General features: G+C 60.8%; 12 protein-coding genes. 4 read left to right on the top strand and 8 right to left on the bottom strand.

Annotated elements, in window-relative coordinates:
• The first annotated feature begins 11 nt into the window (after window positions 1-11).
• Genes VWZ81_RS06895 through dctP form a run of 3 tightly spaced genes read left to right on the top strand, consistent with a single transcriptional unit; the run spans window position 12 to window position 3,182 of the window.
• The gene (locus tag VWZ81_RS06895; RefSeq protein WP_416538654.1) at window positions 12-602 is read left to right on the top strand and encodes a TRAP transporter small permease; all 591 of its coding nucleotides are present in this window, start codon (window positions 12-14) and stop codon (window positions 600-602) included.
• Window positions 602-2,077: a TRAP transporter large permease gene (locus VWZ81_RS06890; RefSeq protein WP_340545366.1), complete on the top strand. Its 1,476-nt coding sequence runs from the start codon at window positions 602-604 to the stop codon at window positions 2,075-2,077. The genes VWZ81_RS06895 and VWZ81_RS06890 overlap by 1 nt, the downstream gene beginning before the upstream one ends.
• Before the next feature lie 46 nt (window positions 2,078-2,123).
• Window positions 2,124-3,182 (top strand): TRAP transporter substrate-binding protein DctP, encoded by a 1,059-nt coding sequence (gene dctP / locus VWZ81_RS06885; protein WP_416542381.1) that lies wholly within the window; start codon window positions 2,124-2,126, stop codon window positions 3,180-3,182.
• Window positions 3,183-3,241: 59 nt separating this feature from the next.
• Here the strand turns inward: dctP and VWZ81_RS06880 are convergent, their stop codons facing one another.
• Complete coding sequence (locus tag VWZ81_RS06880; protein WP_340546311.1) at window positions 3,242-3,715, bottom strand: tetratricopeptide repeat protein; 474 nt, start codon at window positions 3,713-3,715, stop codon at window positions 3,242-3,244.
• 48 nt (window positions 3,716-3,763) lie between these two features.
• Here VWZ81_RS06880 and VWZ81_RS06875 point away from each other — a divergent pair, with 48 nt between their 5' ends.
• The gene (locus tag VWZ81_RS06875) at window positions 3,764-5,080 is read left to right on the top strand and encodes a cytochrome-c peroxidase (protein WP_416542461.1); all 1,317 of its coding nucleotides are present in this window, start codon (window positions 3,764-3,766) and stop codon (window positions 5,078-5,080) included.
• Window positions 5,081-5,116: 36 nt separating this feature from the next.
• Here the strand turns inward: VWZ81_RS06875 and VWZ81_RS06870 are convergent, their stop codons facing one another.
• The 7 genes from VWZ81_RS06870 to VWZ81_RS06840 form a co-directional block, all read right to left on the bottom strand.
• On the bottom strand, window positions 5,117-6,586 hold the full coding sequence (locus VWZ81_RS06870) for a mannitol dehydrogenase family protein (RefSeq protein WP_416542380.1): 1,470 nt from the start codon (window positions 6,584-6,586) through the stop codon (window positions 5,117-5,119).
• A gap of 29 nt (window positions 6,587-6,615) precedes the next feature.
• Complete coding sequence (locus VWZ81_RS06865; protein ID WP_416542379.1) at window positions 6,616-7,389, bottom strand: L-iditol 2-dehydrogenase; 774 nt, start codon at window positions 7,387-7,389, stop codon at window positions 6,616-6,618.
• A complete protein-coding gene (locus tag VWZ81_RS06860; protein ID WP_416536116.1) occupies window positions 7,386-8,390 on the bottom strand; it encodes an ABC transporter ATP-binding protein in 1,005 nt (334 codons plus the stop codon). Before VWZ81_RS06860 ends, VWZ81_RS06865 begins: the two co-directional genes overlap by 4 nt.
• A 12-nt stretch (window positions 8,391-8,402) precedes the next feature.
• Entirely contained in the window at window positions 8,403-9,233 is an 831-nt protein-coding gene (locus tag VWZ81_RS06855) for a carbohydrate ABC transporter permease (RefSeq protein WP_340545371.1), read from the bottom strand.
• 9 nt (window positions 9,234-9,242) lie between these two features.
• Window positions 9,243-10,109: a carbohydrate ABC transporter permease gene (locus VWZ81_RS06850; RefSeq protein ID WP_416542378.1), complete on the bottom strand. Its 867-nt coding sequence runs from the start codon at window positions 10,107-10,109 to the stop codon at window positions 9,243-9,245.
• 116 nt (window positions 10,110-10,225) lie between these two features.
• On the bottom strand, window positions 10,226-11,527 hold the full coding sequence (locus VWZ81_RS06845; RefSeq protein ID WP_416538660.1) for an ABC transporter substrate-binding protein: 1,302 nt from the start codon (window positions 11,525-11,527) through the stop codon (window positions 10,226-10,228).
• A gap of 114 nt (window positions 11,528-11,641) precedes the next feature.
• Window positions 11,642-12,673, bottom strand: coding sequence for a LacI family DNA-binding transcriptional regulator (locus VWZ81_RS06840; protein WP_340545374.1), 1,032 nt, complete (start codon window positions 12,671-12,673; stop codon window positions 11,642-11,644).
• Window positions 12,674-12,853: the final 180 nt, after the last annotated feature.

The following is a 12,853-nucleotide window of genomic DNA, read 5'->3' as shown; positions in this document are numbered from 1 at the left end:
AGAGAGACGCGATGACGGCAGTTCTGTCGGTCCTGAACATACTGCGCCCGCTCAACACCGGCCTGCTTGCGCTCGGCCGATGGGTGGGCGTTTTTGCCATTGGCCTGATGGTTCTGGCGATCCTGATTCAGGTCTTCTTTCGCTATGTGCTGGGCAGTGCCTTGCCCTGGCCGGATGAGGCCGCGCGGTTCTGCATGTTGTGGATGACCGGCCTGATGGCGCCGACCGCACTGCGCAACGGTGGTTTTGTGGCCATTGATGTTATCGACTCCCTGCTGCATGGGCGGCTGTTCCACCTGCTGCAGCTGCTGCTATTGGCGATTGGCCTGACCGTGCTGATCGTTGGTATTCAGATCGGATATAGGGAGGTCACCGGTCTTGGCGGGCGGTTTGCCACCGCCTCGCTCTATGTTCCGACCTCTCTCGGTTTTGACAGCTGGCACCGGGTGCCCCGCAGCTGGATGATGCTGTCGCTTGTGGTGGGCCTGGGCCTGCTGATCCTGGTCAATATCGAGCTGATCCTGGAGCGCATCGTGCGACTGTTCGGTCAGGGTGATCGCCTGCCGGACCGTCCGGGCATGACCATCGGAGGGGCCGAGTGATGCTGATCTGGTTCCTGCCGCTGTTCCTGTTTCTTCTGCTGATCGGTCTGCCGGTCTTTTTCTGCCTTCTGGCAGCCCCGGGTGCCCTGCTGTGGCTGAATGGCCAAGAACGCGATCTCACCCTGTTGTATCGCAACCTCTATAACGGGATGGACAGCTTTCCGCTGATGGCGATCCCGTTTTTCATGCTGGCGGGCGAGTTGATGAACCGCGGTGGCATCACGGTTCGGCTGGTCGAATTCTCGCAGGCGCTGATGGGTCATCTGCGCGGCGGTCTGGCGCAGGTGAACATCCTGTCGTCGATCCTGTTTGCCGGCCTCTCGGGCTCTGCCGTGGCCGATACCTCTGCCCTTGGGTCCATGTTGATCCCGGCGATGGAGCGCGAAGGCTACAGTCGCAAATTCGCTGCGGCCGTCACTGCCGCCAGTTCGGTGATCGGGCCAATCATTCCGCCATCGGGCATCATGATCATCTATGCTTATGTCATGGGCGAAAGCGTTGCCGCGCTGTTCCTCGCAGGCATCGTTCCGGGTGTTCTGGTCGGCGTCGGCCTGATGATCATGGTCCGCGCCATGGCCGACCGGTATGAGCTGCCGGCCGCACGGCGGGTGGTGTTCGACAGCGTTGAGATCGGCGCTATGGAGCGCTGGTTCTCCTTTGGGCTGGTGCGGCTCAACCTTGGCCTGTTGCTGGCACAGTTTGTCCCGCTGGGCGAGGGGGCCGGAGCGCAGATCAAATGGCTGGTGTTCCTTGGCGCGGTTCTGTTTGCCCATGGGCTGATGCTGGGACTGCGCCGGATGGTCAGCCCGGCGTTTCGCACCATTTGCAAACGAGCGGTGGTGCCGTTGCAGACGCCTGTCCTGATCCTTGGTGGCATTCTTGCCGGCGTATTCACCCCGACCGAGGCCGCTGCCGTGGCGGTGGCCTATGCGCTGCTGATCAGCTTTCTGGTGCTGGGGTCGATGCGGCTGGCGGACCTGCCGCAGGTGTTCACGAGGGCGGGGATCACCTCCGCCGTGGTGCTGCTGCTGGTGGGCGCCGCGATGTCGTTCAAGACCGTCGTCAGCCTCAGTCACGCGCCGGAACAGCTGGCGGATTTCATCCTCACCCTCTCGGAAAATCCGCTGATCCTGCTGTTCCTGATCAATCTCTTGCTGTTTGTCGTGGGCATGTTCCTGGATGCGGGCCCTGCGATCATCATCCTTGGCCCGATCCTCGGACCGGTGTTCACCGATCTTGGCGTCGACTCGGTCCATTTTGCCATCATCATGTGTGTGAACCTGACGGTTGGTCTGGCGACACCGCCGATGGGGCTGGTGCTGTTTGTGGCAGCCGCCGTTTCGCAAGAGCGGGTGACAACAATTGCCCGGGCGATCCTGCCCTTTCTTGCGATTGAAATTGCGGTGATCTTTCTGATCACCTTTGTGCCGGCCATTTCGCTGACCATTCCGCGGTTGACCGGATTTCTGAACTAAGGACGACCCGATACCCAGAATAAAAGAGCAACAGGAGGAGACACGAATGCTCAGCAAAATGGTGAAGACACTGGCCCTGTCGGCCCTGATGGCAGGCACCGCCCTGTCGGCCTACGCCGCAGACTACAAGATCCGCGCGACCGCCAATTCCAACGAGAATGACGAGGATTACGACGGTCTGGTCGTGTTCAAGAACTACGTCGAAGCGGCCTCCAATGGCGCAATCGAGGTTGAATTGTTCATCGGCACCCAGCTTTGCTCCAACGGGGCAGAATGCCTGCAAGGCGTCGCGGATGGTTCAATCGACATCTATATTTCCACCTCCGGCGGCGCGTCGGGGTTGTTCCCTTACGTCCAGGTGCTGGATCTGCCCTATCTGATGGCGGATGACCGGATTGCCGAACATGTGCTGTCGGGCGATTTCACCCGCACCATGCGCCGGATGGCACTGGAGGATTCCGGCGATGCGATCCGCCTGATGACCATTGGCAACACCGGCGGCTGGCGCAACTTCGCCAATACCAAACGCCGGGTCGCGGAACCTGCCGACATGGAAGGTCTGAAAATCCGAACGGTCGTCGCCGACCTGCCGCAGGAGCTGGTAAAGGCGCTCGGGGCCTCTCCGACACCGATCCCCTGGCCGGAGCTGTTTACCTCGTTCCAGACCGGCGTGGTCGAAGGCTCCAAGAACGGCATCACGGATATCATGGGCATGAAATTCCCCGACGCTGGCCTGCAATATGTGACCCTGGACGGACACGCCTATATGGGGGCGCTGTGGTGGATGTCGAACCAAACCTTCACGAATATGCCGGAAGACATGCGGCAGGTCGTGGTCGATGGCTTCTACGCGCTGCAACAGGCCACATTTGCCTCGCCGAAGCGCAAGTCGATCCAGGCCTATGAGGATTTTGTTGCCGGTGGCGGCGATCTCTATGTTCCGACGTCCGAACAGAAGGCGGCGTTCAAATCCGCAGCCGAGCCGGTCTATGACTGGTTCAAATCCAACGTGACGCGCGGCGATGAGATCTTTACCGCGCTGACCGATGCAGTCGCCAAGGCCGAAGCCGACGTCAACGCGGCCCGTGCCGCCGATCTGAACTGATCAGTAGGCTGCAACACCAACCGGCGGTGCGGGATCTAGCCGCGCCGCTGCCCCGTTGGCTAGCGAAACGGATACATCCAGACCTTATAGTCCGCGACCAGAACATGCGCTTTCTCGATCTCCGCAGGGGTCATTTTCTTGACCACCTCTTCAAGGCTGATCGCCGCATCGGGATCACCGCCAATGGCCGACAGCGTGTACCACATATAGGCGCGCACCAAGTCGGGGGCGGGCAGCCCACGGCCGATTTCATAGTACCAACCGATACCCGATTGCGCGCCGGGGTGCCCTTTCATGGCGCTGCGAAGATACCATTCAAAGGCCCGCTGGTCATCACGGTCAACACCCAGCCCCATGGCATACATCACCCCGATCAGCTCTTCAGCGTCTGCGTTGCCGGAGCGCGCCGCTGGCCAGAGCGCCTCGCGCGCAGCCGCAAATTCGCCGGCCTCCATCAGGTCGCGCGCCTGCTCGATTTCGGCCCGCGCGGGCAGCGGGACCAGCAGCGTCAGGCTGCTCGTGGACAGCGCCATCGCGGCCAGAACCGGTTTCCATCTCTTGCGCATGTGCTCTCCTGTGTTGTGCTGGCGTTTGGCCTTTTTGCGGGGTCGGCGGCTGCGACTGATCGGCGGTTTCCGCCGCCGCTGGGGGCAAGCGATTTTCTACCCGTAGACCCCGAAAAGGCCGAGTTGGGTCGGCTGCTATTTTACGACAAGATCCTGTCCGGGAACAGAAATATCAGCTGCGGAACCTGCCATCATCCGCGCCATGGCACCTCTGACGGGTTATCCTTAGGCCTTGGAGAAGGCGGCGAGGGGCTGGGCCGGGCGCGGGTTTCCACCAGGGGCCGCAACCGGGTGCAAAAACGCATCCCCCGCAATGCGCCCGCGCTCTGGAACCTCGGGGCAAAATCCATCCGGGTTCTGATGCACGACGGGCGGATCAGCGCGGATCCGGTCTATGGCAATGGCTTCAACACCCCGGCAGAGGAGTGGCTGCCTGACGGGCTGCAATCCCTGCTGGCGGCGCAGGCGCTGTTTCCGATGACGTCCAGCGTGGAAATGGCCGGGAATGTCGGCGAGAATGAAATCATCGGTGCCAGCCGCGACCGGATTGATCTGGCCTGGCCGATCATTGCCAAACGCGTCCGCGGCCTGCCGACATATGCGGCGGGGTTTGTCGCCGCCTTTGATCACATCATGGCGCCTGAGGATGTGCAGATAACCGATATCGCGGAGGCTCTGGCCCAGTTCATGGTGCAGGATTTCACCTCGTTCGACAGCCCGTTTGATGCCTATCTGGCCGGGGATGCGACGGCGCTGACCGCGCAGCAAAAAGCCGGTGCCGATCTGTTTTTTGGCAGCGCCGGATGCAGCGGCTGCCATGCTGGGCCGCTGTTTTCGGATCAGAACTTCTACGCCCTTGGTCTGCCGGCCTTTGGCCCCGGTCGCGCGCGCCGCTTTGACCCCTACGCCCGGGACGTCGGTCGAATGGGAGAAAGCGATGATCTGTCAGATGCCTACCGCTTTCGCACGCCGATGCTGCGCAATGTGGAACTGACCGCGCCTTATGGCCATAATGGCGCTTTTCCGACGCTTGACCGGATGATCCGGCATCACCTCGATCCAGTCGCAAGCCGTTCTGCGTGGACGCCTGACGATCTGCAATTGCCAGATGTGCCCTGGCTGGCCGCCACGGATTTTGTGGTACAGCAGGACCGGTTCGAGATGGCGCGACAGGCGCGCGCGCGGGACATCTATCTACGCCGGGACCTCAGCGATCAGGACATCGCAGCGCTGATCGCTTTCCTCACAGCACTCACCGGGGCAGAGGCCCGCGCCGAAACGTCATCAGTGCCCGCATCCGTTCCAAGCGGCCTGCCCGTTGATGGGACCTAATCGCTGACCGGTCCAGCATTCCGCAATAGGACATGTTCATGCCGGGCCGAGATAGGTGCGAAGTGCCGAACGACAGCCCTGCGCCGTTATGACCTGCATCCAGTGGGAAAACCGCTGAACGAAAGGCACCTCAACCGACAGATCTGCGTAGATGGCGCTCTGCTGTAGCCAGGCTTCCGGGGCGTGCTGTGCCCGTTCGGCGTGGGTATTACGGACCTCCCAGTCCGGATCGTTTGGCGGGATGAGACTGCCATCTTCGCGAATGCCGGTACACATCCGCGCCCATAGCGCCTCGACAAGACACAAGCCATCAATCGCTCCGGCCTGCTGCACCGCATCTCGCAGGATGGGCAGCACAAAACCGGGATGGCGAGACGAGCCATCATAGGCCACCCGCCGCGTCGTGTCGCGGATCTCCGGGTTGGAAAACCGCGCCTCAATCAGGCTGAGGTAATCGCTCGGCGCCATGTCCGGGACGGCCGCGACATAGGGCAGGATTTCCTCCTGCTGGACCTTGCGAAAGAAGGCCGCCACCAAAGGGTCACCCATACAATCGGCGATGGTCGGGATCGACAATAGCTCGCCGACATTCGCCAGCACCTGATGCCCTGCGTTCAGCACGCGGATCTTCATGCTTTCATAACCGTGCACGTCATCAGTCATAATCGCACCAACTTGATCCCAATCGGGGCGGCCTGCGCAGAAATCATCCTCGATCACCCATTGGCGATAATTCTCATGGGTCACCGGGGCGCTGTCCTCAAGCCCGTATCCGCGCGCTAGTGCCACCTCTGCCGGGCCGGTGGCCGGAACGATGCAATCGACCATGGAGTTCGGAAAGGCTGCGTTCTGATCAATCCATGCCGCAAGCTCAGGATCGGTTTGTCGTGCCAGGGTGACAACGGCGGCGCGGGTGATCTGACCATTGCCCTGCAGATTGTCGCAGCTTTGCACGGTAAAGGCGGGCAGGCTGCGGCTTCTGCGCCGCCTCAGCGCTTCGACGATGGCGCCGAACACGCTGCGAGGATGGCCCGGATGGGCGATGTCGTGACGGATATCCTCGTGTTTGAGGTCAAGCCCACCCTGCTGCGGGTCCAGATAATAGCCGCCTTCTGTCACCGTAAGCGATACGATCCTGATCGCGGGGCTCGCCATCGTCGTGATCAGGCTTGTGTTGCCCGCCTCCACGGGGAGAAAGTCGATCATCGGGCCGATCACTTCGGCCGAGCGCCCGGTGGGGTCGAGTTCGATCAAAGTTGTCAGGCAGTCCTGCGCAAGCAGCCGGTCGCGCATTCTGGCGTCGGCGGCGCGCACACCTGCTCCGATAATGCCCCAGTCCATCGCAAGACCGCGCTGCATCAGCGCGTGGAGATACCAGGCCTGATGTGCCCGGTGAAAATTCCCAAGCCCGATATGGACGATGCCGGGCGTGATCTGTGCCCGGTCGTAGCCGGGGCGCGCGATTGTTTGCGGCAATTGTGTCAGGGTGTCATTCGATAGTTTCATGGCCGCTGCCTCCCGCTTGTGTTCCCGCATCAGCTCATCCATTGACCGCCGTCGACATTGTAGGTCTGGGCGACGATATAATTGGCTTCGTCGCTGGCAAGAAAGACTGCCATTCCGGTCAGATCCGATGCGGTGCCCATGCGGCCATAGGGAACGGATTGCGCCACTTCGGCCTTTTTCTGGCCGGGTGCCTTGCCTTCGTATCTGGCGAAGAAAGCATCGACACCGTCCCAATGCTCACCCTCGACCACGCCGGGTGCGATGGCGTTCACATTGATGCCATGCGAAATCAGGTTCAGTCCGGCAGATTGGGTGAGGCTGATCACCGCGGCCTTGGTTGCGCAGTAGACCGACACCAGCGGTTCTCCCCGGCGGCCGGCCTGGCTGGCCATGTTGATGATCTTGCCGCCATTGCCCTGCGCGATCATCTGCCGCGCGGCGGCCTGCATCATGAACAACGTGCCGGAGACATTGATATCAAAGGTGCGCTGATAGGCCTCCCGCGTGACCTCGACCAGCGGTGCTGCGGTGAACACGGCGGCATTGTTGATCAGGATATCCAGGCCTCCCAGCGCCTCCACCGTGCGGGCAAGCGCATGGTCAATGCTGGTCTGATCGGTGACATCAAGGTCGATGGCAATGGCGGCGTCGCCGAGACGCGCAGCGGTAGCCCCGGCGCGCGCATGATCGATATCGGCGATGACCACCCGTGCACCTTCGCGCAGATATGCTTCGGCAAAGGCCGCGCCGATGCCGCGCGCGGCCCCGGTGATCAGGGCGCGTTTTCCATGCAGCCGCGTCATCCGATCCGCAGCCCGTCAGAGCCGAACCGATGCAGATGCGCCATATCGGGCGTCAGAAAGACGCGCGCTCCATAGCGAAGATCGAGTTCGCCACCGGCACGAACAGTGAGCGGATCGTCAAAGGCCTCACATTGAACATGAAAAAACGTATCGGAGCCCAGATGCTCGGAAACGCCGATGGTTCCTTCCCACGATCCTTCGGTCTCGGAAATCGCGATGTGCTCGGGTCGAATGCCGATCGTTGCGGCATCCTGCGCCGCTGCCGCCGGTCCGGTCAGCAGGTTCATTCTGGGCGAGCCGATGAAGCCTGCCACAAATACATTGCGCGGTGCGCGATAGAGCTCCAGCGGGCTGCCAACCTGTTCGATGACCCCGGCATTCAGGACCACGATCTTGTCGGCCATGGTCATCGCCTCAACCTGATCATGGGTCACATAGACCATGGTTGTGGCAAGGCGCTTATGCAGTTCGGAGATTTCAAGACGCATCCCGACGCGCAGGGCGGCATCCAGATTGGACAGCGGTTCGTCAAACAGAAAGGCTGCGGGCTCACGCACGATGGCGCGACCGATGGCGACCCGCTGGCGCTGACCGCCGGACAGCTGCCCCGGACGGCGATCCAGATAATCGGTGAGGTTCAGCGCCGCTGCGGCATTTTCAATGCGTCGCTTCTGCTCATCCGCCGGGATGCCCGCCATCTTCATCGGAAAGGCGATGTTCTTGCGCACTGTCATATGCGGGTAGAGCGCATAGGACTGAAATACCATCGCCAGCCCGCGTTTGGCCGGGGGAATGTCGGTGGCATCCTGCCCGTCGATGCGGATGGTGCCGGTGGTAATATCCTCAAGCCCTGCAATCAGCCGCAGCAGCGTGGACTTGCCGCAACCGGAGGGGCCGACAAAGACGGTGAATTCGCCATCTTCAATGGTCAGGTCCAGCGGCGGGATAACCTCAACGGAGCCAAAGCGCTTGGTCACGCGTTCAAGTTTGATCTGTCCCATGGGGTATCTTCCTTATTTCACGGCGCCGAAGGTCAGGCCGCTGACAAGTTGTTTCTGGCTGAACCAGCCAAGGATGAGGATCGGCGCGATGGCCATGGTCGAGGCGGCTGACAGTTTCGCGTAGAACAGGCCTTCCGGGCTGGAATAGCTGGCGATAAAGGCGGTCAGGGGGGCAGCCTGCGCCGCCGTCAGGTTCAGCGTCCAGAAGGCTTCGTTCCAGGCCAGGATAATATTCAGCAGCAGCGTGGACGCGATGCCGGGAATGGCCATGGGCGTTAGCACATAGAGGATCTCCTCCTTCAGGGTGGCGCCATCCATGCGCGCCGCCTCAAGGATCTCGCCGGGGATTTCCTTGAAGTAGGTGTAAAGCATCCAGACGATGATCGGCAGGTTGATCAGCATCAGCACCACAACCAGGCCAAAGCGGTTGTCCAGAAGACCCATTTTGATGAACAGGATATAGATCGGGTACAGCACGCCGACCGCTGGCAGCATCTTGGTCGAGAGCATCCACAGCAGGATATCCTTGGTCCGTTTCGAGGGTACGAAGGCCATCGACCAGGCGGCGGGAACGGCGATGACTATCCCCAATATGGTGGAGCCGCCGGCAATGATCACCGAGTTCCACAGAAAGCGCATATAGTCGGAGCGCTCCTGGACGATGCTGTAGTTCTCAAGCGTCCAGTCAAAGAACAGGAAGACGGGTGGATCGCTGATGGCCTGTGCCTCGGTCTTGAAGCTGGTCAGGATGGTCCAGAGGATTGGAAAGAAGATCAGCAACCCAACAGCCCAGGCCAGCGCAGTATTGATGGCTTTGCGTCTAGGTGTAACGGCTCGTGCCATGGTGGCCTCCTATGCGTCGAGGTTCTTGCCAACGATGCGCATCAGGAAGATGGCAACGATATTGGCGAGGATGATGGCGTAGACACCACCGGCGGATCCCAATCCGACGTTCTGGCTTTCCAAAACGCGTTGATAGATCAGATAGGTCAGCGTCTTGGTCCCGAACGAGCCTTGGGTGGTGACGAAGATCTCCGCGAAAATCGACAGGAGGAAAATGGTCTGGATCAGCACCACGACGGTAATCGCGCGGCTGAGATGGGGCAGGGTGATATAACCGAAGCGTGCAACCGGCGGGGCGCCATCCATTTCAGCAGCCTCCAGCTGTTCGCTGTCCAGCGACTGGATCGCGGTCAGCAGGATCAGCGTGGCAAAGGGCAGCCACTGCCAGCCGACGATCAGGATGATGGATTGCAGCGAGGCCTCGGACAGCCATGACACCGGCTCGGCTCCGAAGGCCTTCCACAGGTGAGCAAAGAGACCGTTCACAGGATCCATGAGCATGTTCTTCCAGACCAGCGCAGAGACCGTGGGCATCACGAAAAACGGCGCGATCACCAGAATGCGGACGATGCCCTGTCCCCACATCGGCTGATTAAGCAGCAGCGCGAGGCACACGCCGAGGATCACAGTGATGAGGAGCACTCCACCAACGATGATCAGCGTCGCCTGAACGCTTGGCCAGAACGAGCTGGAGGACAGGAACCGGACGTAGTTGTCAAATCCCACCCAGCCCAGATCGCCGCCACGCAGTGGCAGATATTTCTTGAAGGAAAAGTAGAGCGTCATCGTCAGCGGGACCAGCATCCAGCCCAGAAGCAGGATCACTGCGGGGGCCATCATGATGCGTGCTGCCGACCGGGAATGCTGGGTCGCCATGGCAAATCTCCATTCTCGCCGGGGGCTGAGGCCGTCGTGAGCAATATTGGCTTGTTAGTTCCGGGGGGCCAGAGGGCGGCCAGATCGTGGCGCCGCCCTCTGGGAGGGAGGAGGGGTCAGTACCCTGCCGCTTCCATTTCGTCTGCGGCCAGCGCCTGCGCCTTGGCCAGCGCCTCGTCAGCGGTCTGTTGCCCGGCGAGGGCCGCCGAGAACTCCTGGCCAACCTGCGTCGCAATGCCTGCGAACTCGGGGATTGCCGCAAACTGGATCCCAACATAGGGCACTGGATCAACCGTCGGATTGTTCGGATCCGCCGACAAGATGCTGTCCAGTGTCATCTTGGCAAAGGGGATATCCTTGTAGTTCGGGTTGTCATAGAGCGAGGTCCGCGCACCCGGCGGGACATTGGCCCAGCCTTCTTTCTCGGCGACCAGCTCTATATAGTCCTTCGAAGTGGCCCATTGGATGAATTCCTTTGCGGCGGCCTCCTTCTGTGTTCCTGCCGGAATGGCCAGCGCCCAAGCCCAGAGCCAGTTGCTGCGTTTGCCGAGCCCGGTATCCGGCGCGAGGGCAAAGCCGACTTTGTCCGCGACCGTGGAATCATTCGGATTGGTCACGAAAGACGCCGCAACTGTGGCGTCGATCCACATGCCGCATTTGCCCTGCTGGAACAGCGAAAGGTTTTCGTTGAACCCGTTGCCCGATGCCCCGGGAGGGCCTGCGTCATTCATCAGGTCGATGTAGAAATTGAGCGTGTTCGACCAGGCATCACTGTCGAACTGAGGCACCCAGTTTTCATCGAACCAGCGCGCACCAAAGGAGTTGGACATCGCTGTAAGGAAGGCCGCATTCTCCCCCCAGCCGGCTTTGCCGCGCAGACAGATGCCATAGATTTCATTGTCCCTGTCGGTCATCTGACGTGCCGCATCGGCGACAAAGTCCCAGGTCGGTGCACTGGGCATTTCAAGACCGGCCTTTTCCATCAGGTCGGTGCGATACATGATCATGGAGCTTTCGCCGTAGAACGGCGCCGCATAAAGCGTGCCGTCATGGGACAGGCCACCCCGCATGGCGGGCAGGATATCGTCCACGTCATACTCGGCAGGCAGATCATCCAGAGGGACCAGCCAGCCGTTCTTGCCCCAGATCGGGGTTTCGTACATGCCGATGGTCATGATGTCGAACTGACCGCCCTTGGCCGAGATGTCGGTGGTGACACGCTGCCGCAGCACGTTTTCCTCAAGCGTGACCCATTCCACCTCATGGCCGGTCTTGGCGGTAAAATCCTCTGTCAGCCCCTGCATTCGGATCATGTCGCCGTTGTTCACGGTGGCGATTGTGATCGTATCGGCAAAGGCGGCGGTGCTGGCAAAAACGGTCAAGGCCGTTGCCGCATGCAATGCGCTCTTAAGGTACATCCTTATCCTCCCATGATTGGATGTTGCCACGTGAGGATACCGGAGCGGGTCATCGCGCGTCAATTTAAATTTAACGCGCGTAAAGTTTTGAAAGAGCTGGATGAATGGGAGTGCCTATGCGGATCCGCGCATGACCAGCTGTCCGTCAAACAGAATTTCCCGGCGGGGCGCCGCCGCCGCGCTGCCTTCGATTCGGGCCACCAGTGTTTCGGCACTGGTGCGGGCGATTGCGGTGTAATCCTGCGAAACGGTTGTCAGCGTCGGGCAGGTGTAGCGGGAAAACGGGTGGTCATCATGCCCTGCGATCCGCAGGGCGCAGCCATCCCCAAGGCCGACGCGCAGCCCCTGCTGATAGGCAGCGGACAACAGCCCGATGGCAAGCCGGTCATTGCTGCACAGGATGGTATCGGTTTGCGGTCGCTGACCAGACAGCACCCGGGTGCCCTCGCGAAAGCCGATCTCTTCAAAATCCCAGCCGTCACCTTCGACCTGGATCAGCTCGGGTTCGTGACCCAGCTGTTGCATCGCGGAAATATAGGCGTTGCGCCGTTTCACCGCATTGGGGTTCGTCGGCGTCTTCATCTCGAAAAAGGCTGGCGCATCGCCAGTACGGCACAGATACTCCACGATCGTGCCGATACTCTGTTGATTGTTCGAGCCGATGAAGGCGGCACCGGTCTCTTCCAGATTGGCATCAAACAGGACGGTCGGCACCTCTTCGCAGAACTGCCGGATCTGCGGGACCTCGGACCCGCGCCCAAGGGGCGCCAGCAGCGCACCGGCGGGTTTGAGCATACGCAGATTGGTCAGGTTCTCCAATTCCTGTGACGGCGTGCCGTTTGATCCCAGCAATACCGGCCGATAGCCTGCGGCGATGACATGATCCTCGATATGGCCGGCGATCTTGGCAAAGAACGGATCGGTGAGATTTGGAACCACGATGCCGATGGTCTTGGTCAGCCGCCGATTCTGGTTCATCGCATAGAGATTGGGTCGGTAGTCGAATTTCTCCAGCGCATCTTCAATCCGCTTGCGTGTCGAGGTGCGAACGCTGGCCGGATCGTTGAAGAACTTCGACAGCGTCGGGCGGGAGATGCCGCTAACGGCCGCGAATTCATCCATGTTCTTGATCTTGGGATCACTCATCAGTGGCGGTCCTTGTTGTCGTCCTTGGGCGTACGGAGAGGGGGGCGTCCGGGGGCATTCTTGCGGTCTGAATGCCAGCGCCCGTCGCCGCGGTGCGCCGCGCAGGATGTGGACTGTGTCACGCAAGTTGACGCGCGTCAAATTCCTTGCGGGTGCTCCGGCAGTAGTATCACCCTGGTC

Source organism: Phaeobacter sp. JH20_34 (assembly GCF_048056095.1).
In the GTDB taxonomy this organism is placed as follows: Bacteria; Pseudomonadota; Alphaproteobacteria; order Rhodobacterales; family Rhodobacteraceae; genus Phaeobacter; species Phaeobacter bryozoorum.
Note: the sequence above shows the minus strand (reverse complement) of the source record. Positions and strands in the feature narration are given on the sequence as shown.